We start from the raw sequence: 26,161 nt of genomic DNA, 5'->3' as shown, positions 1-26,161 counted from the left end.
TGAGATTCTAACTGAATTTAATTCGGGACAAATAATGAGGAAACATTTCTTTCCATAGCGGCCAGTCATGTTGTTTGTCCTGTCGGATATCAAGCCAGTGTTCCATGTGTTTATCAGCAAGTAGTTTACTCATTTTTAAATTGGCATCAAAACAAATATCCCAATTGGAAGTTCCCAAAACTACATCCATATTCCACAATTCATAATCATTGAGTCCATGTAAATAATCATCGGGACTGTGATAAAAAACAGTATCGTTATGAAAACCGTCTAAGTAACTTTTGATATTAAAAATACCGCTCATACTAAACAAATGACTCACATAACCAGGATGCCTAAAGGCAAAATTAGCCGCATGATAACCTCCAAAACTGCAACCTGCCACCACAACTTTTCCAGAAGGAGTATTGTGACGGACTTTTTCGACGATTTCATGACAAATCATTTTATCATACCAATCGTGGTTTTCTATGCGGTGTACCGGATGAATTTGTTTATTGTAAAAACTGTCCTTATCAATACTGTCCGGGCAATAAATTTGGATTAATCCCTGTTCGACATACCATCTTGCGGATTCAATCAATCCCATGTCTTTATTTTCATAGAAACTCCCCATGGAAGTTGGAAACAGCACCACGGGATAACCCGAATGTCCGAAAACAAGCATTTCCATTTCTCGGCTTAGATTGGGTGAATACCAATTCAAATAGCGTTCTTTCATAAACATTAAGATTTCAACAATTATAATGAAATTTATTACACCAAATTTACAATTAGTAGCTGTTTCATTATTTTTAACGAAAAGATAATACTCGCTTGTTTTACCTGAGTATCATCCGTTTTTTAGCATAAGAAACTTACTTTTACTGAGTAATTTCTTAACATAACGGTAGGGTTTGGGATTGTTTTTTTGCTAAACCAGACTTTGGTCAAACAATTGAACCTGGCTTTTAAGACGTTCAATAAGCATGTTCATCATGCGTTTGTTTAAATTCGACGAATTCCTGATATACAATAAATATTCATCGACGGTAAACAGGGCAATAATCATTCCCTTTAAAGCATTTCTGAACTTGATGTCTTTTTGAATAGCATTTTCAATAATGGCTAATTTTTTTTCGACACTGAGCGAATAAAAATCCCTTTTGTATTTACTAATGTAATTATGGAAAGAAGCGATGAATAAATCATTTTGAAGTTTTAATATGGGTCTCAAAACTTCATTTTGAAAAATTTCATCTGCTGAAGATTGCGTGCTAACACTCCCGATAGCTTCACCTCTGAATTCACTTAAAAAACGATCTCTCTGGTTCATCTTTTTTTCTTAAAAATAGGAAAAAAATTATCAAGGATGTTCTATTTTAGTATAAATAATTTAAAAATATGCGATTTCATACCAGAAAATGGGTAAAGCCCGAAGACCTCAATCCAAACGGAACTTTATTTGGAGGAAAACTATTAGCCTGGATAGATGAAGAATTGGCTTTATACACCATTATTCAATTTGAAAATTCCAAGGTGGTTACCAAATATATGTCTGAAATTAATTTTAAAAGTTCAGCAAAACAAGGAGATATTATCGAAATAGGAATTGATGTAGTTCGTTTTGGGACAACTTCAATTACTTTAGAATGTGAAGTCCGCAATATGATGACCCGAGAAACGATTATTACTATAGATAAAACGATAATGGTAAATCTGGGTGAAGACGGCAAACCAAAAGCGCACGGAAAAACGGAGATTGAATTTGTAAAAGACCGTTTGTAAATTATAAAACCGCAGATTCGCAGATTTTATAATTTATAATCTGTGAATCTGCGGTAATTATTTTTACAACAGTTTATTGATCTAGCAATATTTCTTTTCTACATAAAAAGTACCGAATGGAGGAATTGAAGCCAAACAAATAATGACATATTTTTTAAGATCCCATTTTTCACTGAATTTTAATATGGTTGCCAACACAATGTAAGCAGTAAACAAAACCCCATGCGCCATACCAATATGTTTTACATACACGGGTTCGTTAAAAATATATTTCATTGGCATAGCAAAGAAAAACAACAATAAAGCAGAAATTCCTTCTACGAGTGCAGTAATTTTAAAAATTTTAAGCATGGACATTATTTTAAATATTTACGTGCCAAAAATAGTGATTATCATTGATTTTATAGTTAAGAAAACCCAAAGTAATTTACATTTGCAATCATAAAATTTTCATAATGAGCAAAAGAGATTTAAAGAAATATTTGGGCGAACTCGATAAAGAACAGCTTCAAGAGCAACTGATTGAATTGTATGAAAAATTTACTGCCGTAAAAGAATATTATGATTTTGTTTTTAATCCAAAAGAAGAAAAACGACTTCAGGAAGCTAAACTGAAAATCTCTCATGAATATTTTCCTGTTTCGGCTAAAGGAAAAAGCCGAAAGCCTAAAATGCGCCGTTCGACAGCCCAAAAAATCATCAAACATTTTATTACACTGGGAGTCGATCCTTTTGTAACTGCTGATGTGATGTTATATACTATTGAAATTGCTCAGACTTTTTCGGCTGAAAATCCCATAAAACAGGAAGCTTTTTATAAAAGTATGCAGAATTCTTTTGAGCAGGTCGTTCAATTTTTAATTGTAAATGGTATTTTGAGCGAACTTAAAAGCCGAATAAATGGTATTTATGAAGAAATTATAGAGCAAAAATGGAAAAATAGAAGCGATTTCTTGCTAATAATGGAGCAAATTAGTGAATAAGCCCCTTGTAAATCAAATTATTTCATATTGAGTTAATAATTTAAATTAAATATAACAAGATAACTGTTTTTTAGACGTATTTTTGCAAAAATTCAACAAAAAGCAATGTTCGAAAGTACGATAGAAATAGAAAAAGAAGAAAAAAAAGAACTTTATGCCTACCAGCAGGGCGATATTGATGCCATTTTTGAGCGCATTGATAATGGTCCTGAAAAACACCATCTACTGTATCAATTGCCTACAGGTGGTGGAAAAACAGTAATATTCTCAGAAATTGTTCGCCGTTACCTATCCAAACACAATAAAAAAGTAGTTGTTTTGACACACCGAATCGAGTTGTGCAAGCAAACTTCTAAGATGTTGAAAGGTTTTGGTGTTAAAAATAAAATAATCAATTCTAAAGTAAAAGACCTGCCGGATCAAAACGAATATTCTTGTTTTGTTGCCATGGTCGAAACCCTTAAAAACCGTATTAATGACGAAAAATTGATATTGGATAATATTGGTTTGGTTATTATTGATGAGGCACATTATAATTCGTTCAGAAAATTATTAAATTCATTTTCTAATGCTTTTATATTAGGAGTAACCGCTACGCCGTTGAGTTCTAATATCAAATTGCCGATGAATCAAAGTTATAATGAATTAATTGTGGGAGATACTATTAGTTCATTGATTGAAAATGGATTTTTGGCAAAAGCTACTACTTATAGTTATGATGTAGGATTGACTTCGCTTAAAGTAGGTATTAACGGAGATTATACCGTTAAATCATCTGATGATTTATATACTAATACCTTAATGCAGGAGAAATTATTGCATGCCTATACCGAAAGATCTTTAGGTAAAAAAACCTTGATTTTCAATAATGGTATCAATACTTCATTGTATGTATATGAAACCTTTAGAGAAGCAGGTTATGAAATTCGCCATCTGGACAATACCAGCAGTAACGAAGAAAGGAAAGAAATTCTACATTGGTTCAAACATACTAAAGACGCTATTCTTACCTCTGTAGGGATTTTGACAACCGGTTTTGATGAGCCTACAGTAGAAACCATTATATTAAACCGTGCCACAAAATCATTGACTTTATACTATCAAATGATTGGACGTGGTTCGAGAAAATTACCCAACAAAGACGAATTTACCGTTATTGATTTAGGTAATAATGCGGCGCGTTTTGGACTTTGGAGTGAGCCTGTGAACTGGCAGCACATCTTCAAATCACCTGAATTTTATTTGGAAAATTTACGTGACGATGCAGAAATCGAGATGTATTTTAAATACACTATGCCACCGGAGTTAAGGGCTAAATTTCCCAATACTGAAGATGTGACATTTGATGTGGATGAAGAACATAAATTGGCTATTAAGCAAAATTTACGTTCTAAGGTAGTTTTGGATAAATCACTGGATCAGCACGCAATTATGTGTGTTTACAATACTGAAACTTTGCAGGAAGCTAAATTATTATCCAAGGAATTAGATGATGATATTGAATGCCGTATCAAGCGTTATGCAAAATGCCTAAGCCAGTGTAGTAAAAACTACCGCGAATGGCTTGTAGATGATTACAAACAAAAATTAACTTTGTTGATAGGGAAGAAGTATCGTGAGAAAATCATGAACGAACCTGATGATGAGGATTAAAATACAAAGACTAAAAAAACTGTTTTTCATACAAACAATTAAAACAAAACAATGTCAAAACAATTCTCAGACTTAGGAATTTCGACAGCTTTATTACAAACTTTGAATGACTTGAAGCTTGTGGCACCAACAGCCATTCAGGAGCAAGCCATTCCTTTGCTTTTAGCAAATCAAACTGATTTGGTTGGATTAGCAAAAACAGGTACGGGAAAAACGGCCGCTTTTGGTTTACCGTTGTTACAATTAATAGATAGTTCAAAACCCGTTGTACAAGCTGTTATTTTAGTTCCAACCAGAGAATTAGGACATCAGGTTTTTAAAAATTTAGAAGCTTTTACTAAAAATCTACCGGCAGTTTCCATTGCAGCTGTTTGTGGTGGAATTCCAATAAAACCTCAAATTGAACGATTAAGCAATCCAACGCATATTGTGGTGGCAACTCCGGGACGTTTGATTGATTTATTGCAACGAAAAGCCATCAGTCTAAAAGAAACTCAATTTTTAGTTCTTGATGAAGCCGATGAAATGGTAAGTATTCTAAAAGAAAGTCTGGACGAAATTGTTGCCGAACTGCCTAAAAATCACCGTACTTTTTTGTTTTCGGCTACTATGCCGGGAACGATAAAACAGTTGATTCAGAATTATTTGCATAAAAATGTGGTGCAAATAAGTGCCAATATGGAAACTTCTGGAAATCAAAGTATTGATCACCAATATATTATTGTTGATCCTATTGAAAAACTGGATGTTTTAATGCATTTTTTGAACTCAAGAGAAGGACAGCGCGGAATTATTTTTTGCAAAACAAAAGCAGCCGTAAATAAATTGGCTAAAAACTTAGCTATCAATCGTTTTTCGTCAGGAGCTTTGCACGGAAGTTTGACTCAGGGAATTCGCGACCGAATTATGGAGCAATTTCGCGAAGGACACATTAATATACTAGTAGCTACTGATTTGGCAGCCAGAGGAATCGACGTTAAAGAAATTGCTTATGTAGTCAATTATCATTTGCCTGATACTTACGAAAATTATGTTCATAGAAGCGGTAGAACTGCCAGAGCAGGAGCAAACGGGTTGTCCTTAACCGTTTTACAAGCGGAAGAAGAAGTAGAAATTGCAGATTTTGAAAAGGAATTAGGTATCCAATTCAAACCATTTGCAAAACCTTCAGTTGCCAGTATTGAAGACAATAATACTTTGCTTTGGGCGAAACAAATTTTTAAAACCAAGCCCAATCACGAAGTAGATTCCGAATTAAAAAACAAGATAAAAACCATTTTTCATCATTTAACCAAAGATGAACTAATAGAAAAAATACTAGCCAATCATTTGTTGCAAAATAAAAACCAAGTTGCAGAAAAACCAGTAAAAAAACTAAAACAAAAAAAATAAAAACAATCCAAATCTCTTTTGGTGACTGACTAACTAAGGAGGTTCTTTTTAAAATTGTAAAATATGGAAATCGTAATAATCGGAGGCGGTTTTGCAGGAATGAATCTGGCAAAAGAATTATTAAATCAGGACGGAGTACACGTAACTCTGGTTGATAAAAACAACTACAATTTTTTCCCACCATTGATTTATCAGGTGGCTACGGCTTACTTAGAGCCATCAAGTATTAGTTATCCGTTTAGAAAATTTTTCGCAGGAAAAAAAAACCTGCAATTTCGTTTAGGAGAATTAGTAGAAGTGGTGCCTGCTGAAAACAAGGTAATTTTGAGCAATGGCGAATTACATTATGACAAATTAGTTTTTGCAACCGGAGCTGAGACAAGTTATTTTGGGATGGAAAACGTAAAAAAGAACGCTATTCCAATGAAAACCCTGAACGATGCCATTGTAATGCGTAACACTTTGCTTAAAAACTTAGAAAAAGCGGCTATTACTAAAGACATTCGTAAACGTCGAAAATTATTGACCATTGTAGTTGCCGGTGGAGGTCCTACAGGAGTGGAGATTTCAGGAATGTTTGCCGAAATGCGCAAAAACATTCTTTTAAAAGAATACCCTGAATTAGAAACAACAGCAAGTAATATATATTTGGTTGATGGTGCACCTGCTTTGTTAACTCCAATGAGTAAGGAATCTCAGGAAGATACTCTTAAAGCTATTACTGACTTAGGAGTTATTGTAAAATTGAACAACAATGTAGTGGATTATGTGGATGATACGGTTCATTTTGCCAATGGAGAAACCATTCAGACTAAAAACCTAATTTGGGCAGCCGGAGTAACCGCACGCGAATTTAAAGGACTTCCTGCTGATTGTTACGGGCGTGGAAAGCGTTTAAAAACAGATGCTTTTAATAAAATTGAAGGTACAGAAAATATCTATGCTATAGGTGATACCTGTATTCAGTTTAATGATACCGCTTTCCCTCACGGTCATCCACAAGTAGCTCAGGTAGCCATTCAGCAAGGAATTAATTTGGCTAAGAATATTAAAAACGAAATGCAACAAAAAGCATTAGTTCCTTTTAAATATGTTGATAAAGGATCGATGGCAATCATTGGAAAAGCTAAGGCCGTAGTTGATTTACCAAAACCTAAAATGCACTTTAAAGGAACATTTGCCTGGATGATTTGGTTGTTTATTCACTTGATTTCGTTGATTACTTATAGAAATAAAATAAAAACATTCTACAACTGGATGATTGCTTATTTCTCTAAAGACAACTCCTTACGAATGATTATCAGACCTGATAAAAAAGTAAAAGTAGAAGACGTGGTAAAATAATCTCTTTTATTAACAATAGTAAAACCGATGCGGAAATGTATCGGTTTTTTTTATGAATTATTTTTTCAGAATAAGAAATGGATTACTTTAGATAAAGTTGTTATATTTGGAGAGAATAGTAAAATGACAAAATAAAATCATCTTGCGTTTTGTTATTAAAGGACTCATTCTAAATAAGTTTACAATCATATATTTAAATTAAAAAATGATCATAAAAATAAGTGTATTCAGAATTAAAGAGATTTTTTTAGGCTTGTTTATTATTACATCCTGCTTACTAATGATTAATTGTTCATCCGTAAAACCATCAAAACGAATCCAATTCGAATTTATACCTAACAGTTTTCAATTGGCAACTACTGGGCATGGCTTTGTAGATGTCTATCCCGACAAATTAAAAATTCAAATTACAAAAGGCGAAATACGAATTAATCCAATACACAGTAGATTTACAACTTCTTCTGCATATGCAATTCAAATAGCAATATCTAGATATTTTCCAGGTGATAAATCTTTTAAAATCATAGCTACTGGAGAAAAAATAATAATCAATAAAATATTTATATCTAAAGAAGCTTCTTATACTTTTTCAAATTTAAAATTTACTATTACCAATATCAAAAAAGAGGATTTAAAAAACTCAAGAATCACGCTTACTATTTATATGGATAAAACTCCTAGATCTAGTACAAATTATGCTCATTCAATTGATGAAAACACAATTTCTACTCTATTCGATTATTGACTTTCGCTCGTTTGCAACGAGTACCAGTTTACATTTTAAAAGAGGATGAAGCATTTGTAATTTGGCTTATTAAAAATAACTTGTTGAGATTTACCCCATACTGGTACTCATTTTCAACGAGTACCTACTTTATTTTTAAAACAAAACAGAGCGTTTTTAACGGCTTATTAAAAAAATAACTTATTGAGATTGCTTCGTTCCTCGCAATGACAAGTTTGTGGGAAATAAATAATCCATGAAAATCCGTGTAACCTGCCTCTCGGCAGATAGGTCCGTGGTTAAAAGAAAATTTAAATATTAATCAAATAACTCTCCTTATAGATTTTTTGATACACATCTTTACTGAACATATACAATTGAGACGGTTTTTTAGAAACGCCCACTTGTTTTTCATCCAGTGCAATGATGTATTTTTTAGTAATTAATTTTCTTCTAAAATTACGGTTGTCAATCTCAATCCCTAAAATGGCTTCGTAGGCATCCTGCAAATCCTTAATGGTAAACTTATCGGCAAGTAATTCAAAAACAATGGGTTTAGATAAGGCATCTTCTTTTAAATCAGCATAAGCTTCGGCAATGATTTTTTTATGGTCAAAACCCAATTCTGGCAGCTGATTTACCGGAAACCATTGCGGATTGTATTTGTTTTCTAATTGAACTATATTCGTTGGCAGTAAAATATAATAAGCAATAGTGATGGTTCTTTCGCTGAAATGTTCGTTTTCGGCCCAAATCACATCTTTTTCATTCTTCAAACGGTTGGGATCACCAAAAACATTGAATTGTTTTTTGTATAAATTATCTAAACCGGTCAATTCTTTCAAAACCCGATTAGCTGTATCGTCTATGGTTTCGTTTTCATAGGTGTGAAATCCTTTCAGGACATAATCGTTAACAATCGGATTTTCGGAGTTTTCTACTTTCAAAACACGTTCGATTAACAATACATTCAGTGATTTTGTTGTGTTGTCGAATCCAAAAATGACACAGTCAACAGATATATTTGGAATTATTTCGGCTTTCTTGTTTTGAATTAAACTCATGTTTTTTTGGGGTAAGTTGGTTTTGTTATGTCACAAATTTAACGATTAAATTTTAATATTCCTTCTTTTAGTTTTCTTTAAAATTCAATATTAAACGTTTTTAAAACGTTAAATGTTTTTTCGTTTTCTCTGTTTGATAATTGTTTTAAAATAGTGGTTTATGTGTAATAATTACTTTATAATATTAATTTAAACGCAAAAATATTCTATTTTTTTTGTTGCATATAAAATTAAAATAATACATTTGAAAAATAATAGTCAAATTGACGTTTAATAAAAACACATTTAAAACTAATTCAAAACCATGAAGACAAATTGCAAATCCAGCCTTTATAACCAACTAAAAATTCAAGTTGGCTTAATGCTATTTTGCTGTTTTGCAATAAACATGAAGGCTCAGGTAGTAATTACTAATTCTAATTTTTCGATGGGAACAACCGGTAGGATAGGAGTTGGGCTTTCGCCAAATGGAGAAGGGAATCAATGGAAACCGCTGAATTTATCCGGACAGGGGTCACTGGGCGGACGAATGGAACAGGTAGATTATGTAGATATTTTACCTGCGATTCATTTTACACCAAAAATCATTGGAAACGACAGCACAAATGTTACTTTTCAAATGCGATTAGGAATGTATTCGGCTAACGGCCAGTTTGTAGGCAATGTTAGCAGTCGCTCTAATAACGGACTGACTTTTATTCTTCCGGAAGCTTATGTTGAAGCAACTAATATTTTGGGAAGTAAATGGTCGGCCTGGGCAGGATCCCGTTTTCGCAGATATGACGACATCCACATTAGTGATTATTTTTATTTTGACGACCATTCGGCTCAGGGTTTTGGTGTAAAATATAAAAACACCGAATTGACGATGCTGATGCCTGCTTCAACCGATTCTACCGGGGTTTTTCCATATAATTATGAAGTTACGGTTGCCGGAGCAACTAATCCAGCCATCCGTCAGCGCATGGTTTGGATAGGAGAGCATAGTATTCATTTTAAAAATAAGAGTGTAATAAAACTTTTAGGCGAATTTCATTATGTTTCTAAAAGTTCAGCCGAAGCTTCTAAAGATTTTCCTTCGGATAATGGCTGGGTTGCCGGAATTAAATACAATAGTCCGTTTAAAACAGTGAAGCCGGGTTCATTTAACCAAATTTCAGCGCGTTACGGTTCCGGAATTGCGAATGGAGGCGACAACGGAAACACCTTTACCTGGGCAACTTATGGTGCTCCCGATACTGACGGAAAATACACTAATGCATATTCGTTCACGATGGTAGAACATTTTTTACTGAATCTATCAAACAAGTTTAGTATTAACGGTTATGGCGTTTTTACCAAAAGCAAAGGAGGGTCATCAAGTACAAATACTGATGAATATTTCAACGGAAACCAACTCTATAACCGAAAAACTGATTTTGTTATTGGCTTAAGAAACTTTTATTATGTAACCAATTGGCTTCATCTAATTCAGGAAGTGCATTATGCTGTTAGAAAAGACGGTGATAATCCTGAAGCCAGTATGTGGAAATTTTCATTGGCTCCTACAATTGTTCCGTTAGGACAGCGTGATCCCTGGAGCCGTCCCCACATTCGATTAGTTGCCACTGTAGCAAGATATAATGACTACGCAAAAGACCATAATTATTCTCCTTTTTTACAAATTAATCAAAAACGCTGGGGATCTTATATTGGAGTTAAAACAGAATGGTGGCTTTTTTAAAAATCATTATTACCTAATTAATAATTGTTTACAATGTATCACTTAAATTATTTTTTAAATTAAAAATTAAATCGTTATGCCAATTTTTGGAACATCTATTTTATCATTTATACCCAATTGGACTGCTGACGGAGGACAATATGCGATACAAAAAACAGCCGAATGTGGTTTTGATATGCTGGAAATTCTTTTACCAACTTCATTGGATTTCGATTCCAAACAGGTAAAAAAACAATTAGATACAGTAGAAATTTCGGCACGTTGTGCACTCAATTTGCCTGCTGATTGTCATATTCCTTTTTATCCGGAACAGGCTGTAAGCATCATTAAATCAGCATTGGATAAAGTAGCCGAAATGAATGGTGATTTTTTAGGAGGTGTTTTACATTCAGCCATTGGAACATTCACCGGAAATCCTTGTACTAAGGATGAAAAAAAAGTTATCCAACAAGTTTTTACCGAAGTTGCGGCTTATGCTAAAGTACATAACATCAATCTGGGAATCGAACCCATCAACCGCTATGAAAGTTATGTATTTACAGCTGCCGATGAAGTTTTAAATATGATTGAAAATATTGGTACAACTAACATTGGCTTGCATTTGGATACTTTTCACATGAATATTGAAGAATCTAATTTTTACGATCCAATTATTCGGGCAGGAAATAATTTAAATCATTTGCACATTACAGAATCGGATCGTGGAATGACCGGTGAAGGCAATGTGCGTTGGGATGATTTATTTAAAGCTCTCGCTCAAATTAATTATCAGGGGCCGTTGGTTTTAGAAAATTTTTCATCTGAAATAACCGAATTGATTGGGCCAACTTCGTTGTGGAGACCGTCAAAATACAATTCGGAAGATCTTGCCAAAGGCAGTCTGGCTTTTATGCAGGAAATGGTAAATAAATATTACAACAAAAATGATTAATCAGTTGTCGGTCTGTCCTGAAGTTTCGGGATGTTGAAGCCTGATTTTAATAGAAAGTATGCACTTAGACAAGCTTAGTGTAACAAAAAACAGAATAAATATTACAATTACTACAGTAAACCTAAAAAAAAGAAGCAATGAAAAAAGAATTAAAAGCAGTTTGTTTTGGAGAAATCCTTTTTGATGTATTTCTGGAACATAAAAAAATTGGCGGAGCACCACTTAATGTAGCCACAAGATTGAAGGCGCTAGGAGGAGAGGTTGCGATGATAAGCGCAGTAGGGGATGATAATAATGGTGAAAAATTAACTCACTATTTAGATAATCTAGGAATTGACACCAGAGGAATTGAGGTAAAACCTAATTATCCAACAGGAATTGTCAATGTGATTTTAAACGAAAAAGGGAATGCTTCTTATGATATTCAGTATCCGTCGGCCTGGGATAAAATTGAAACTACGGCTGTAAATAAAAAAATAGTTGAAGAGGCTGATTTTTTGGTGTACGGAAGTTTATCGTGCCGAGATTCAATTTCTAAAAAAACATTATTAGAATTATTGGCAGTAGCCAAATATAAAATATTCGATGTTAATTTAAGAGTGCCGCATTACACTAAGAAAAATGTATTGGATTTATTATATGCCGCTGATTTTATCAAATTTAATGATGAGGAATTGAATGAAATTTGCGAAGATTTACATTCGAATAAAAAATCCTTGGAGCAAAATATCCAATTTATTGCCGAACTTACCGATACACCAACTGTTTGTGTTACACTGGGGTCTCATGGTGCGGTACTTTTTCACAACAATACATTCTATCACAACTGTGGTTACAAAGTAAATGTTGTGGATACTGTTGGTTCAGGTGATTCTTTTTTGGCTTCACTGATTATCATGCTTCTCAATGGTGAAGATCCGCAATATGCCATCAATTTTGCCAGTGCCATTGGAGCTATTGTGGCACAAAGTGAAGGAGCAAATCCGATTATTTTGCAATCGGAAATAGACGAATTTCTAGGCGATTTCAGTAAAAAAACCATAACCAATGCAAGCGTTTAAGCAAAATACAGTTCGCAATCAAATAACCAAAAAATCAATATAATTATGAATCTTTCTAAAAAAATACCCGTAGTCAGCAAAGAATATGTTTTTCAGTTTATCATTATCACCATACTATTTGCACTATGGGGAATTGCCAATGATTTGACTACGCCTATGGTTTCTACTTTCAAAAAAGTAATGCCCGAACTTTCAAATACTCAGGCATCATTAGTGCAATTTGCCTTTTATTTTGGTTATTTCTTTATGGCATTGCCAGCGGCATTATTCATTAGAAAATACAGTTATAAATCAGGAATAATCGTAGGATTGATTCTGTATGCTACAGGAGCTTTCTTGTTTTATCCTGCAGCACATTACCAAAGTTATAATTTCTTTTTGCTGTCTTTATGGGTAATTACCTGTGGTTTAGCATTTTTAGAAACAACATCTAATCCTTTAATTTTATTTTTGGGAAACAAAGAGACGGCCACACAGCGTTTAAATTTAGCTCAGGCATTTAATCCTATCGGAGCAATATCAGGATTAGTAATGGCTCAGTTTTTAGTCATTAAAGAAATAAAATCAGACGATTACAGTACCGATGCTTTTAACGCTTTATCTTCAACGGAATTAGCCAGTATCAGAGAGAATGATTTAGGAATTATCAGTATTCCTTATATTGGATTAGGACTTTTTGTGTTGCTTATTTTAGTGATTATTTGTTTGACAAAAATGCCAAAAACAGCACATGAAGACAAAATGTCTATTGGTGATTCTTTCAAAAAATTACTGGCTAATAAGAATTACAAACATGGTGTTATTGCACAGGCTTTTTACGTAGGTGCACAAATTATGTGCTGGACTTTTATTTTTCAATACGTTGATAACATCAATATGAACTTAGGGTTAGAATTGACAGCTACGTATTATAATATAGGAGCGATGCTGTTATTTTTGTCAGGCCGATGGCTTGGAACTGCATTGATGAAAAACACCAATCCTTCCAAAATATTGATGTATTTTGGTCTTGGAGGTGTTTTGTGTTCCGCCGGAGCAATTGTACTTCAGGGAATTCCGGGTTTGATTTCGCTGATTAGTATTTCTGTTTTTATGTCTATTATGTTTCCAACTATTTACGGAATTGCATTAAAAGATATGGGCGATGAAGCTAAAATTGGTTCAGCCGGACTGGTAATGGCCATTGTTGGTGGTGCTTTAATGCCTGTTTTGCAGGGAAGTATTTTGGATTGGGGAGGTTCAGGATTTTCAGATATTCAAATTTTAGGATTTATTCCTGAAGTAAATTTTTCATTTATTTTGCCTTTAATTTGTTTGGCAGTTGTAACACATTATGGTTATGCAACTTATAAAATTTCAATAAAAGAGAAAAACACGAAAAAAATACTTGTAACTGAATAAATCACCATTTTAAAAACTATTCAATCCGATGCGAATCAATGATTTGTGTCGGATTTTTTTATTTCGATGTTTATTTTTTGAAATAAATTTTGACTTTTATAAAGTGATTTATATTGATTAAAATCAACTTAAAAGCTTCAAAAAAACATGAATTTTAGATGTGTTATTTTTGAACTATAATTTATATTATGTAAAATAGAATTTTTCATTTGTTGAAAAAAAAGTTGTTAAATAACAATAATCTGATTGTACTGTTCTATCTATCTAACTTAGAATAGAATTTATAATAAATAATACACAAAATATTTTTGTAAAACAACAACATTAAGCAGTAATCAAATATATTTTAACTCATTTATTTAGTATTTTTACGGCAATATTTTATCAAAAACACATGAATATAATCGCGGAACAAATTGCCGATTTTTTAAAAAATTATGCACCTTTTAATCAGCTGAGATCAGATGAATTAGCTGAAATTGCTAATAATGTTCGTGTAATTAGCTTAGAAAAAAAGCAAACTTTATTTAAAATTAATGATGCTTTGCACGACAGTTTTTATGTTGTGGCTTCGGGGGTTGTTAATATTTCAGTAATTGCTGATGCCGAAGAAAGTATTATCAATAAATGTCACGAAGGAACTATTTTTGGTTTACGTCCTTTTTTCGCCAAAAATAAATACAAAATGACGGCAAAAGCTCGTGAAGAAAGTTTGGTTTACGCAATTCCTATCGCCGTTTTCAAGCCTTTACTGGCAAATAATTCGGAGGTTTTAAATTTTTTATTAGAAAGTTTTGCCAGTAACTTACCCGAAGATCGTTCAACTCAGGGAAATCTTGCTTCAGACGGGTTTTACACTGAAAAGCAATCGGAAGTACAATTTTTTCAAACTTTAGCATATAATACTACACCTCTACTGGCCACTGCCGACAGTACTGCCCAGGAAGTAGCCCAATTAATGGCAGAATCTTTAAAGAATAATGTAATTATTTTTGAAAAAAATGGTCCAATTGGGATTGTAACTCATGCCGATTTGGCTTCAAAAATTGCTACAGGCCGCTATCCTATTAATATCCCGGTAAATAATATCATGTCTTCGCCTGTGGTTACCGTTTTAGAGAATGTTTCTTTGGCGGAAGCCCAATTATTAATGCTTAAAAATAATGTGACACATTTGTGTGTTACAGTTGACGGAACCGATAAATCTGTGATTAAAGGAGTAATTTCTGAACATGATTTGATTGCGGCTCAAGCCAGTAATCCTGGAGTTTTAATCAAAGAAGTCAAACGTTCTTTGTCTTCAAATGAACTCAAAGAAATTCGCAGTCGATTGACGAATTTAATTCAGTCTTCTATTCAAAAAAACATTCCTTTAACACACATAACTAATATTGCCAGCGAAATTAATTTTGCTATTTTAAAGCGAGCAGTCGAATTGTCTATTTTAGATTTAGGCTCCCCTCCTGCTCGATTTGCCTGGTTGAGCATTGGTAGTCAGGGACGAAAAGAACAACTTTTATTAACCGATCAGGACAGTATTTTAATTTTTGAAGATGTTGCCCAAGATAAATATATTGAAGTAAAAGATTATTTTTTAAAACTGGGAAAAAAGACAACTGCTACCTTAGAAAAAATAGGTTATCAATTGTGTCCGCATGGTCATATGGGGAGCAACATGATGTGGTGTAAATCATTGACTGACTGGATAAAACAGTACAACAATTGGATGAATGCTCCAAGAGAGAATCAGGACAATTTAAGTAGCATATTCTTTGATTATGAATTGGTTATTGGAGAACAAAAAATAGAAACTGCGATCAATAATATTGTTTTCGAAAATGCCTATAACAATACTTTATTTTTTGATTTCTTAGGAAACGACGCTTTGCGAAAAAATTCGCCTTTGAGTTTTTTCAAAAAATTTATTGTTGAAGAAGAAGGTATTCATAAAGACAAATTTGATATTAAATCCCGTGCATTAATGCCTTTAATTGATAGTGCGCGGCTTTTTACCTTAAGTCATGATATTAAAGGAATCAACAATACTTATACCCGTTTTAAGCAATTAGCAATTGTTGATCCTAAACATGCAGAAATTTATCTGAATTGTGCTGAAGCTTATTTATTTTTAACCCGAATCAGAACTTTAGAAGGTTTAAAAAACGAAAATTCAGGACAATATATTAACTTAGAGGAACTATCTAAAAATGATAGAGAAAAATTAAAAAATGCCCTAATTCCAATGAAAGAATTAGAAGAATTAATTAAAGATAAGTTCCAACTCACTCAATTCTCATAGACAGATGTTAGACTGGTTAAAACATATAAATAAGGAATATCCTGAATTTTGGAATGATTATTTGGCTAAATTTTCGAAAAAATCCAAGCGATACGTAATTCTATCTACTGACGCAACAGGAAATTCAACTGAAAAAGACGTGATAACATTTATAAGTGCTTTTGCAGTTGAAGATGATGCTGTTTTAATCAAAGATAGTTTTGAAACAATATTATTGCAGTACCGTTTTTTGCATGATAATCATCTTTCAAACGAGTACATCATCGAAAGCAGATTGCTTAAATTATCTGAACCCGAAGCTCTGAAAAGTTTTATAGAATATCTGGGTAATGCAATTATTGTAGGTCATCAGGTGCAATCAAGTGTTGCTATGATTAACGCTACCTTAGAAAGACTAGAATGTGGAAAATTGCGTAATGAAGCCTTAGATATTGACATTATGCACCGAAAACTCAACGAAATTACCGATGACAAAGAATTGTCTCTGGAAGAACTTGCTGATTTTTACAAAATTCAACCCACACCTGCTGATACAACCACTGAAAAAGCCTATAAAATTGCTTTACTCTTTTTGAAATTAAAATTCAAACTGGGATTGAAATAACAAAAAACATAAAGATTACTCTTTATTCAATTGTGCTAAAATTTCATAGGAATGCAATCTCGCTTCATGTTCATAGACGGCAGTTGTTACCATTAATTCGTCAATTTGGGTAATTTCGATAAAATGTTCCAATTCCGTTTTTACTTTTTCTGGTCCACCAATAAAAGTATATTTGATCATTTGTTGTAAAGCAGCCTCTTCCATCGGATCCATAAAATCTTCATCGGGTTCAACGGGTTCTTTTAGCTGTTGCCTGTTTCCGGTTATAATGCCCAAAAATAATTTTTTAAACGAAGTAGCTAATCGCTCGGCTTCCTTATCAGTATCGGCAGCAATTACATTCACACAGGCAATTACATAAGGTGCTGCTAATTGTTCTGAAGGAATAAAATTTCTTCTGTAAATAGCCAAAGCATTATGCAAATGAGCCGGAGCAAAATGACTCGCAAAGGCATAAGGTAAGCCCAAAGAAGCTGCTAAATAAGCACTTTCGGTGCTCGAACCCAGAATCCAGATTGGGATATTCAATCCTTCTCCCGGGAAAGCCCTTACTCTTCCGTTTTTATTCCCTTCTGACAAATAACGCTGCAATTCTTCTACATTAGCAGGGAATTCCATTGCGGCATGTTCGTCCCTTTTTAAGGCTGCAGCCGTAAATTGATCGGTTCCCGGAGCGCGTCCTAAACCCAAATCGATACGGTCAGGAAAAAGAGTTGCCAAGGTGCCAAATTGTTCCGCCACAATTAAAGGAGCGTGATTAGGAAGCATAATTCCACCAGAACCCACTCTTAGCCTGGAAGTTCCAGCAGCAATATGTCCAATCAAAACTACTGTAGCGGTGCTTGCAATGCCTTTCATATTGTGATGTTCAGCCAGCCAAAATCGTTCATAGTCCCACTTTTCTGCCTGTTGGGCTAATGCCAAACTGTTTTTAAAAGTATCGCTTGCGTTTCCTCCGTCTCTAACTATGGCTAAATCAAGAACGGATATTTTTATTTGTGAAAGTTTATTGCTAGTCATGAAAACAGTTTCTTATTTGTATATACAAAGGTAAGGATTGTAATGTGCTTTCAAGAATATCAAATACTAATAGAAAGTTAAATCAGAATTAATCAAGAAGTTTAAGAGATAAAACAAAGAAGAGCAAAATAATCGTTATTAACTATAGAATTTTCTACTAACAGTCTTTTGCCTTAAATTTGCATAAGCTAATAAGCAGTAAAAAAAACACTGAAAAAACATATTTTCAGGTTAAACAAAGAGGAATTGGAAAAAGAAAAAAAGGGAGCTACAAACTGGACTATTTGTTTGGATTGTAAAGGACAAGGCAAAAAAAGCCAAAGACTCAGTAAGAAAGTGCGACTACGTTACCAAATGGAGTTAGAACAATTTGAAAAGTCGAAGGGTGAAGGAACGGTTCCTGTTCCTCCTAAAAGTCACTTAATTCTCTGCTCTAATTGCAACGGATCCGGACTAATTCCCGCTACCATTCCTCCTATTCCTGACAAAGAAAACTATCCACAACTTGCTATTATTGGTGGCGGTATTGGTGGTGTAGCTCTGGCTGTGGCCTGTTTGCATCGTGGTATTCCATTTACGCTTTATGAACGTGATACTAATTTTGAAGCCCGATCTCAGGGTTACGGACTCACTTTGCAACAAGCAAGTAAGGCTATTGAGGGTTTGGGTATTTTTTCTTTAGATGAGGGTGTAATTTCCACCAGACATTTGGTTCATACCACTGAAGGGGAGGTTATTGGTGAATGGGGAGTTAGAAAATGGTTACAATCAGAAACAAAAAACACTCCGAAACGTACCAATATTCACATTACCCGACAATCGCTACGTTTAGCATTATTGGAACAACTCGGTGGAAATGGTGCTGTGACATGGGGACATCGATTGATAGATTTCAAAGCAACCGAAGACGGAAGTATTGATCTCAGCTTTCAGGTAAATAATGAAATAAAATACTCGAAAGCTGATCTTGTAGTGGGGGCTGACGGAATTCGTAGTTCAGTGCGCAACTTGTTGATTAGTGAAGAAATTACTCCATTACGCTATTTGGATTGTATAGTGATTTTGGGGATTTGTCCTTTGCATGCTATTGAAAGTTTTGATAATTCTTTATTGGATTCTGCTACGGTATTTCAAACAGCTAATGGTAATGAACGAATCTATATCATGCCTTATACTTCCGATTCGGTGATGTGGCAACTTAGTTTTCCAATGCCGGAAAATGAAGCTAAGTCTTTAAGTGCTAAAGGTTCCCAGGCACTCAAAGAAGAAGCCTGTCGAAGAACACAATGGCATGCTCCTATTCCTCAAATCATAGCCGCAACTCAAGAAGCTAAAATTTCAGGTTATCCGGTGTATGACCGCGAATTACTGAATTGTGAATTATTGAAAAAAGGTGGACAAGTAACATTAATTGGTGATGCAGCTCACCCCATGAGTCCGTTTAAAGGCCAGGGAGCTAATCAGGCATTATTGGATGCACTTTCATTGGCTCGTACCATCACAAAAGAATGCCGTCCATTATCACAATGGAGAAAATCCGGAATTAGAGAAAGTGTACTCAATAAGTTTGAAGCAGAAATGTTAACCCGCTCGGCTATAAAAGTAAAAGATTCAGCAGCTGCTGCCGAGTTTTTGCATTCGGATATTGTACTTCACAAAGGAGATGAGCCTAGAGGCCGTTTTTTGAAGAGAAAAGAATAAAAAAATCAATCCTGAATTCGGCATAAATTCCAATTATCTATAATCTGGATTTTTTATCATTCCATTTAAAAAATTATTTTTTCCAGAATTTTTTAAACAAAACAGGACAAACTTTTTCCATTGTTTTAGGTTCATCAACATTCCAGTTGAATTCTAATATTGGATAATGTTCGTCGGTTGTTTGAAAATTTTCGTAGTCAATGTAAGCTTCAGCTTCTTTGTTGGTCAGGTTTTTAAAAGCATTATTGGCTACATACCAAAAACCTTCAAAATCATACGCATGAGGTTCGTTTCCAACCAAATTAACTAAATAATCAGGGGTTTCCTGTGTTTTGTAGTAAGCTTCTTTACCTCTTGAAATCAACCAACATCTGAAATAATCAAAACCTTCATCGGCTGTTCCGTTACTAATAATATAATTAGCACACCACAAATTAGAAGTATAAGAATCAAACAAAAGTTTATCTGTTCTCAGGCGAAAACCAATCATTTCCTTTGGAGAAAGTTTTTCTAATTCAGCTGTAAGAAAAATTTCCTGATCTTCCTGATTACTGGTTTCTTTCAATGATTTTTCTATAATTCCCCAATAGCTTTCTTCATCCAGCATTTCAGATGAGGGTGCAAATTGAATCGAATCTAAATTGATTTTAGGAGCCGCTTCAATAGAATCAGTACTTGTTTGCAATTCAGTCACAGCAGGATTAGTTTTAGCATTTTGACTATAATTAATCCCTGATACCATTAGAAAAAAACACAAAAAGAAGTTATATGGTCTCATGTTATTTAGGATATTCGGTTTAACAGTTTTGAATTTCCTGATAAAATTAGTCTATTTTATTTTGTAATATTCATTTCGACAACATAAAAATTAGGATCAATTACTAATTTCGAATTTTGGCTGTTATTATCTTCTGTTTTCCAATTAGTTTCAGGCTTTAACCATTTTTCAACATTATCAATACTAACTTTAATTGGCATATTAAATTCGGGAACACAATTTGTCCAATGATAAAAAAACTGATTGTCTTTAAAATAATATTCTAACTTAGGTATTTTAACGTCCCTTAAATACTGGTTAAAAAATGGATTCAAATCCATTCCAACTTCTTCACTCAAATAATCTTCAATTTGTTTTGTGGTAACGGTTTGATGGTAAAAAGTACTGTTTAAGCCTCTTAAAATTCTTCTCCATTTTTTGTCATCATTTAAAATTTGGCGCAAAGTATGAAGCATATTTCCTCCTTTCGAATACATATCTACTGACCCCTCCTGATTCACATTGTAAGTACCAATGATAGGAATATCATTTTTAATACCACTTCTTGTTCCTATAACATATTCAGATCCGGCTTTTTTTCCGTAATAATATTCCAGAAAAAGACTTTCGGAATAGTTTGTAAAACTCTCGTGAATCCACATATCTGCAACATCTTTATAGGTAATATTGTTCGCAAACCATTCGTGTCCTGACTCATGAACAATGATGAAATCAAATTTTAGTCCCCAACCTGTATTACTCAAATCATGTCCTAAATAACCATTTTGAAATCCATTGCCATAAGTCACCGAGCTTTGATGTTCCATGCCTAAATAAGGTACTTCAACCAATTTATAACCATCTTTATAAAAAGGATAAGGACCAAACCAGTATTCAAAAGCCTTTAACATTCTAGGGACTTCCTTAAATTGTTTTTTGGCTTTCGCTAAATTACTTCTCAAAACATAATAACTGCAATCTAAAATGCCTTTTTCACCTTTATATTTTTCTGAAAACGAAACATAATCTCCAATATTGATATTGACTCCATAATTATTTATCGGATTGGAAACGTACCAATTATAAGTTTTCGTGCCATCTTTTTTCTTTTTAACACTCAGCAAACGACCATTGGAAACATCCATTAAATCAGACGGAACATTCACACTAATGTACATATCCTCCACTTCATCATACATGTGATCTTTATTTGGCCACCAAACACTAGCTCCTAATCCCTGACAGGAAGAAGCAATAAAGGGTTTTCCGTTGCTGTCTTTTTTCCAGCTAATTCCACCATCCCAAGGCGGATTAACAGCAACTTTAGGTTTACCTCCATAAAAAACCGTAAGTTCTTTTATAGTACCCTCTTTTTGAGAAGCGACTAAATCAATCCAAAAAACATTGCCTTCACGTCTGTATTTTAAAGCTACACCATCCTGAATAACTTTACTGATTTCTAATGGTTTTTGCAAATCAAGATGTATTACATTATGTTCTCGTAACACTTGATATTTAATAGTATTAGAGCCTGTAATTGTGCTATCTAAAGGATTGATTTTTATGTCTAAACGATATTGTTTTAAATCCCACCAGGATCTTTCTTTAGTGATACTTCCGCGCAAACTGTCTTGCTTAGTAAACGAAGTTGTTTGGTTACCCAAAAGGGATTGTGCTTTTATTCCATTCGAAATAAAGAATGATATAAAAACAAAGAGACAAATATTTTTCATTGAAAAGAATCCTTAGAGAAGTTTTTTAAAATCATAACTTTCTTTTTTTGCTTGATCAAAAAAGAAACAAAAAAACAAGTCTTACGCACGGAATATGATAAAAATAGAGAACAAAAGGTCAATCTAAAAAATGAATTAATTGAGATTAATGCAATTTGGTCACTTTGTTTTGTTTCACAACCACGGTATAATCGGCAATTAGGCGATCGACATAATTATTGAGCAACTCTAAAACTCTTTCGTTTTTATCCGATTTTACTATTAATCCCGCATGATAATCTAATGGAACTCTATAGCAAACTTCGGGATCTGAGAAAGAAGACAAATCAGGATATTGGTATTTGGATAAAGTCAAAACGATACCGGCGTATTCTTTTTTTACTTTTGGCAACTGATATGCTTTTTCTTTAACCAAAGCATCTTCGATAGTTGCCCATTCTTTCCAAAGATTGATATTCGAAGCGGCTTCAACCATTTCTGCAATATGAGCACCACCTACACGGGAAGAAGTTTCCAGAAAATAGATTTTACCATCTTCATTACATTTTATAAATTCAGTATGAGCCGCTCCATTTTTTAAACCAAAGCTTTTTAAAACTTCTTCATTCACTTTTTTAATTTCAATATCATCTTCTGAATCATACGGAATATTTGAACTTCTAAAAACACCTCCACCTTGTGTGATTTCCATTGGTGTAGCTAAATATTTTGAAGTGAGACTAAACAGGTTTTTACGGTCTAAAACTAAACTATCACAATGATAAACGGAACCGGGTTTAAACTGTTCCAATAAATATTTGAATCGGTTATTGCCCATTTCATTAATATGAATCCATAGCATTTCTTTGTCAAAAACCTTTATAATTCCGGATGCAGAAGCTTCGGAACGGGGTTTTAAAACCCAGGGAGGTGAAATCGTATCAGCAAAAGTATTGATGTCATGGTCGTTAAATAAAGAACAAAATTCGGGAATTGGAATTCCGCAACTTTTAGCTCTCATACGCATCGCTAATTTATCCCTAAAATAACGTCCCGTAGTTTGTCCCATTCCGTCAATTCGGAGATTTTCTCTGAGGTAAGTAGCTTTTTCAACATCGAAATCGTCTAAAGCAATTATAGCATCAATGTTCTTTAACTTCATCAAACTGCCAACACCTAATAATAAATGCTCTAAATTCCATTCGGTATCCTGTCCCTGCATATAGAAAATTTCGTCAATATAATCATGTGGCCAAGGCTTCTCACGTAGTTTTTCACTAGTTACCAGATATACCGTATTACCTAGTTTTTTTAACTGAATTAAAAAATCAGTTCCTTTAAAATAATTTGAGATACAAACGAAGCTTTTAGCACTTTCCATAATGTCATAAATTTTCTATGAATTTAGTCAATAAATGTACACCATAAGCAGTTGCATGTTTACTTTTTGCAAATTCGTCATCACCAAAGGCTACGCCAGCTATATCTAAGTGCGCCCAGGCGATATGTTCTTTAGTAAAAAACTCTAAAAACTTAGCTGCACTGATGGCTCCGGCTACCGGTTTTCCACTGAAATTTTTAACGTCGGCAATATCGCTTTCAATGTCTTTTTTATAATCATCCCACAAAGGTAAAGGCCATAAACGTTCGCCAATTGACTCTCCTGCTTCCTGTATTTTTTTAGCAATAGATTGATTATTGGTAAACAAAGCGCCACATTCGTATCCAAAAGTAGCGACACTACTTCCTGTAAGTGTGGCAATGTCTATAATATATTCGGGATTGTAATTCTTAATTAAATAGGATAATCCATCGGCTAAAACTAATCGGCCTTCTGCATCGGTATCAATAATTTCAATAGAATTTCCACTGTAGCTATAAATAACATCACTAGGCAAAAAAGATTTACTATCAACAGAATTTTCGGCACAAGGAACAATAGCAGTGACTCTTACCGGCAATTGCAAATCGGCAATCAATTGCATGGCTCCTAAAACAGCAGCTCCACCGGCCATATCACATTTCATGTGCACCATTCCTGCCGTTTTGATATTCAATCCTCCAGTATCAAATGTGATTCCTTTGCCAACTAAACCAACATGTTTTAAATTAGCAACAGCTTCTTTAGGACTGTAACTCATAATTACAAATTGAGCTTCATTTTCACTGCCTTTTCCAACGGCTACAAAAGCATTCAGGTTTTCTTGTTTGGCAGTTTCTAATCCCAACACTTTTACATCAAAACCATAATGGTTTCCTTTATTTTGAGCCCATTGTGCTAAATATTTTGGAGTTACTTTATTTGGTGGCAAATCAACCAGACCGAAAATTTCCAATTGTGCTCTCGCAATTTTTATAGCCTTACTAATTGATGCTGAATAATCTTTACCAGAAGAGTTTTTGAGTTCAAATTCCGCATTTAAAAACGGATGTGTTTCCTTTTTTTTATAATGTCCCAGATTATAGGTTCCTAAATACAATCCGGAAATAGCAGCTTCTACATGCTCTTCAGTAAAAACTTCCGGTAAAAATAAAGACACATTCTTGGTAAATGTGTCTTTTTCTTTAAATGTAATTCTCCTAAATATTGTTTTTAACGATTTATAATCAATTGTTTTTCCCAGCCCAATAAAGATATAGATTGTATCGTTTTTTTCCACTATATAATGGGTGTCTTTTTTTCCTGAAAAAATCTTTGGACTTATTTCCACGCCGTCAAATTGGATAGAAGTCAAATTCTTAGCAGCCGTTTCAAAAACGGGAATTAAAACTGTTCCTGAAAATTTTCCTAAACTATCAATATTTGTCGTTTTCATCTAATTATTTTATTTAGTGTTAAAAAAGAGCCATTCTATTGCCTTAGGGAATTCGTCACTCCAATAGGTTTCGTTGTGTTTTCCTAATTTGTTAATACTAAGATTAATTTTCATCTTATCATTAACAAATTCATTTTCAAGTATTCGGGTTTTGAAAGTTTCCACATGTTCAATCATGGTTGCACTTTCGTCTCCTCCGGCATACAAATAGATTTTAGTGTCACCTGAGTTTTCTGCATCTTTAACTTTTATTTTGGGGTTAACCCAAAGTGAAGGCGAAAAAATCATCAGTTTACCAAATACTTCCGGATACCTCAAACCGCTAAAAATGCTGACCAAAGCTCCCATCGAACTTCCTCCTATTCCGGTAAATTCTCTTTCTTTTTTGGTTCTGAAATTATTATCCACATAAGGTTTTAAGGTTTCAACTAAAAACTGAATGTATTTTTTTCCTTGTCCTTTACCTAAAAGTGTTTTACCAACATTGTATTCTTTTATCCGGTCTTCTTCGGCATGTTCAACGGCAATAACAATAATTTTGCCTACTTTATATTCAGACATTACTGCTAATTTCTTATCAATTTCCCAATTGCCATATTCAGCATTTTCGTTGAATAAATTCTGGGCATCCTGCAAATACATCACCGGATAGCTTTCTTCCGATGCATCGTAATCATGAGGCAATAAAGCCCAAATTTTTCTGGTGGTATTCAGTTGCGGAATTTCAAACTCATCCGATATTAATTGGATTTGAGGCAAAAAATTAGGTTTGAACGGCAACCAGTTTCTTCTCCATTTATAAACATGCTCATTTTGAATTCCTGTATGTTTTGTTGTAGAACGATTTTCTGTTCGTTCTTCGTTAATACCAATTTCTACATCACTCCAGTCTCCTTTAGTAAATTTATACAATAAGGTTTCCGGATAATTAAAATCGTGAGTGAACTTATAATGATACAGGCCTACACCTACTTTTTCCATCATAAATTCCTTGTCCTGAGTACGCCAATCGTTGAAATTACCCGATAAATATACCGGACGTGAATCGTCTTCGTCAGTGGTCAATATGATGTTTAGTCCTGTTTTTATTTTAGTATCGATTAAATCTTCTGAAAAATGAGTTTTATCAAAAATCATAAGTTGTTATAGCTAATCATTAATTAATGCGGTAAATATAACAGATTGTGTTTTTGTGGAAAAATAAAAACG

General features: G+C 33.7%; 23 protein-coding genes. 13 read left to right on the top strand and 10 right to left on the bottom strand.

What is annotated here, in order from left to right; all coding sequences use genetic code 11:
- Window positions 1–7 precede the first annotated feature (7 nt).
- Window positions 8–721 (bottom strand): alpha/beta fold hydrolase, encoded by a 714-nt coding sequence (locus tag FDM27_RS07955; protein ID WP_140485867.1) that lies wholly within the window; start codon window positions 719–721, stop codon window positions 8–10.
- A gap of 192 nt (window positions 722–913) precedes the next feature.
- The gene (locus FDM27_RS07950) at window positions 914–1,315 is read right to left on the bottom strand and encodes a glyoxalase (RefSeq protein WP_071185806.1); all 402 of its coding nucleotides are present in this window, start codon (window positions 1,313–1,315) and stop codon (window positions 914–916) included.
- A 68-nt stretch (window positions 1,316–1,383) separates the two neighbouring features.
- Between FDM27_RS07950 and FDM27_RS07945 the strand changes: the two genes are divergently transcribed.
- Window positions 1,384–1,767: an acyl-CoA thioesterase gene (locus FDM27_RS07945; protein ID WP_071185805.1), complete on the top strand. Its 384-nt coding sequence runs from the start codon at window positions 1,384–1,386 to the stop codon at window positions 1,765–1,767.
- A gap of 81 nt (window positions 1,768–1,848) precedes the next feature.
- On the opposite strand, the gene FDM27_RS07940 is transcribed toward FDM27_RS07945, so the two are convergent.
- Window positions 1,849–2,118, bottom strand: coding sequence for a DUF3817 domain-containing protein (locus tag FDM27_RS07940; protein ID WP_140485866.1), 270 nt, complete (start codon window positions 2,116–2,118; stop codon window positions 1,849–1,851).
- Window positions 2,119–2,222: 104 nt separating this feature from the next.
- On the opposite strand from FDM27_RS07940, the gene FDM27_RS07935 reads away from it, so the two are divergent.
- The 5 genes from FDM27_RS07935 to FDM27_RS07915 all read left to right on the top strand — a co-directional run bounded on the left by FDM27_RS07935 (window position 2,223) and on the right by FDM27_RS07915 (window position 7,884).
- Window positions 2,223–2,750, top strand: a complete 528-nt coding sequence (locus tag FDM27_RS07935) for a DUF6155 family protein (protein WP_140485865.1) — start codon at window positions 2,223–2,225, stop codon at window positions 2,748–2,750.
- Window positions 2,751–2,855: 105 nt separating this feature from the next.
- Window positions 2,856–4,403, top strand: coding sequence for a DEAD/DEAH box helicase (locus FDM27_RS07930; protein WP_140485864.1), 1,548 nt, complete (start codon window positions 2,856–2,858; stop codon window positions 4,401–4,403).
- A 51-nt stretch (window positions 4,404–4,454) separates the two neighbouring features.
- Window positions 4,455–5,795 carry a DEAD/DEAH box helicase gene (locus FDM27_RS07925; protein ID WP_140485863.1) on the top strand — a complete coding sequence of 447 codons (1,341 nt, stop codon included), beginning with the start codon at window positions 4,455–4,457 and terminating at the stop codon, window positions 5,793–5,795.
- A gap of 63 nt (window positions 5,796–5,858) precedes the next feature.
- On the top strand, window positions 5,859–7,139 hold the full coding sequence (locus FDM27_RS07920; protein WP_071185800.1) for an NAD(P)/FAD-dependent oxidoreductase: 1,281 nt from the start codon (window positions 5,859–5,861) through the stop codon (window positions 7,137–7,139).
- Between the two features lie 349 nt (window positions 7,140–7,488).
- A complete protein-coding gene (locus FDM27_RS07915) occupies window positions 7,489–7,884 on the top strand; it encodes a hypothetical protein (RefSeq protein ID WP_140485862.1) in 396 nt (131 codons plus the stop codon).
- Between the two features lie 290 nt (window positions 7,885–8,174).
- Here FDM27_RS07915 and FDM27_RS07910 read toward each other — a convergent pair whose 3' ends face one another.
- Window positions 8,175–8,927 (bottom strand): NUDIX hydrolase, encoded by a 753-nt coding sequence (locus FDM27_RS07910; protein WP_071185798.1) that lies wholly within the window; start codon window positions 8,925–8,927, stop codon window positions 8,175–8,177.
- A 388-nt stretch (window positions 8,928–9,315) separates the two neighbouring features.
- Between FDM27_RS07910 and FDM27_RS07905 the strand changes: the two genes are divergently transcribed.
- From FDM27_RS07905 to FDM27_RS07880, 6 genes are all read left to right on the top strand, one after another.
- Window positions 9,316–10,650: a carbohydrate porin gene (locus FDM27_RS07905; RefSeq protein ID WP_255510504.1), complete on the top strand. Its 1,335-nt coding sequence runs from the start codon at window positions 9,316–9,318 to the stop codon at window positions 10,648–10,650.
- Window positions 10,651–10,726: 76 nt separating this feature from the next.
- The gene (locus FDM27_RS07900) at window positions 10,727–11,581 is read left to right on the top strand and encodes a sugar phosphate isomerase/epimerase family protein (RefSeq protein ID WP_140485861.1); all 855 of its coding nucleotides are present in this window, start codon (window positions 10,727–10,729) and stop codon (window positions 11,579–11,581) included.
- 137 nt (window positions 11,582–11,718) lie between these two features.
- Window positions 11,719–12,642 carry a carbohydrate kinase family protein gene (locus FDM27_RS07895; protein ID WP_140485860.1) on the top strand — a complete coding sequence of 308 codons (924 nt, stop codon included), beginning with the start codon at window positions 11,719–11,721 and terminating at the stop codon, window positions 12,640–12,642.
- Between the two features lie 45 nt (window positions 12,643–12,687).
- Window positions 12,688–14,043: an L-fucose:H+ symporter permease gene (fucP, locus tag FDM27_RS07890; RefSeq protein WP_140485859.1), complete on the top strand. Its 1,356-nt coding sequence runs from the start codon at window positions 12,688–12,690 to the stop codon at window positions 14,041–14,043.
- A gap of 394 nt (window positions 14,044–14,437) precedes the next feature.
- Window positions 14,438–16,342 (top strand): DUF294 nucleotidyltransferase-like domain-containing protein, encoded by a 1,905-nt coding sequence (locus tag FDM27_RS07885; RefSeq protein ID WP_071185793.1) that lies wholly within the window; start codon window positions 14,438–14,440, stop codon window positions 16,340–16,342.
- Window positions 16,343–16,346: 4 nt separating this feature from the next.
- Window positions 16,347–16,946 carry a DNA polymerase III subunit epsilon gene (locus tag FDM27_RS07880; protein ID WP_071185792.1) on the top strand — a complete coding sequence of 200 codons (600 nt, stop codon included), beginning with the start codon at window positions 16,347–16,349 and terminating at the stop codon, window positions 16,944–16,946.
- A gap of 15 nt (window positions 16,947–16,961) precedes the next feature.
- Here FDM27_RS07880 and FDM27_RS07875 read toward each other — a convergent pair whose 3' ends face one another.
- Window positions 16,962–17,966, bottom strand: a complete 1,005-nt coding sequence (locus FDM27_RS07875; protein WP_140485858.1) for an LLM class flavin-dependent oxidoreductase — start codon at window positions 17,964–17,966, stop codon at window positions 16,962–16,964.
- Between the two features lie 246 nt (window positions 17,967–18,212).
- On the opposite strand from FDM27_RS07875, the gene FDM27_RS07870 reads away from it, so the two are divergent.
- Complete coding sequence (locus tag FDM27_RS07870) at window positions 18,213–19,667, top strand: FAD-dependent oxidoreductase (protein WP_140485857.1); 1,455 nt, start codon at window positions 18,213–18,215, stop codon at window positions 19,665–19,667.
- Between the two features lie 73 nt (window positions 19,668–19,740).
- On the opposite strand, the gene FDM27_RS07865 is transcribed toward FDM27_RS07870, so the two are convergent.
- From FDM27_RS07865 to FDM27_RS07845, 5 genes are all read right to left on the bottom strand, one after another.
- Window positions 19,741–20,445, bottom strand: a complete 705-nt coding sequence (locus tag FDM27_RS07865) for a DUF4240 domain-containing protein (RefSeq protein ID WP_232227102.1) — start codon at window positions 20,443–20,445, stop codon at window positions 19,741–19,743.
- Window positions 20,446–20,501: 56 nt separating this feature from the next.
- Window positions 20,502–22,157, bottom strand: coding sequence for a M1 family metallopeptidase (locus tag FDM27_RS07860; RefSeq protein ID WP_140485856.1), 1,656 nt, complete (start codon window positions 22,155–22,157; stop codon window positions 20,502–20,504).
- 145 nt (window positions 22,158–22,302) lie between these two features.
- Window positions 22,303–23,517: an acetyl-CoA carboxylase biotin carboxylase subunit family protein gene (locus FDM27_RS07855; protein ID WP_140485855.1), complete on the bottom strand. Its 1,215-nt coding sequence runs from the start codon at window positions 23,515–23,517 to the stop codon at window positions 22,303–22,305.
- Window positions 23,518–23,521: 4 nt separating this feature from the next.
- On the bottom strand, window positions 23,522–24,952 hold the full coding sequence (locus FDM27_RS07850; protein WP_140485854.1) for a leucyl aminopeptidase family protein: 1,431 nt from the start codon (window positions 24,950–24,952) through the stop codon (window positions 23,522–23,524).
- Window positions 24,953–24,961: 9 nt separating this feature from the next.
- Window positions 24,962–26,089 (bottom strand): alpha/beta hydrolase, encoded by a 1,128-nt coding sequence (locus FDM27_RS07845; RefSeq protein ID WP_140485853.1) that lies wholly within the window; start codon window positions 26,087–26,089, stop codon window positions 24,962–24,964.
- Window positions 26,090–26,161 lie beyond the last annotated feature (72 nt).

Source organism: Flavobacterium sp. GSA192, assembly GCF_006386525.1.
Classification (GTDB): domain Bacteria; phylum Bacteroidota; class Bacteroidia; order Flavobacteriales; family Flavobacteriaceae; genus Flavobacterium; species Flavobacterium commune.
This window is presented reverse-complemented; position numbering and strand designations above follow the sequence as displayed.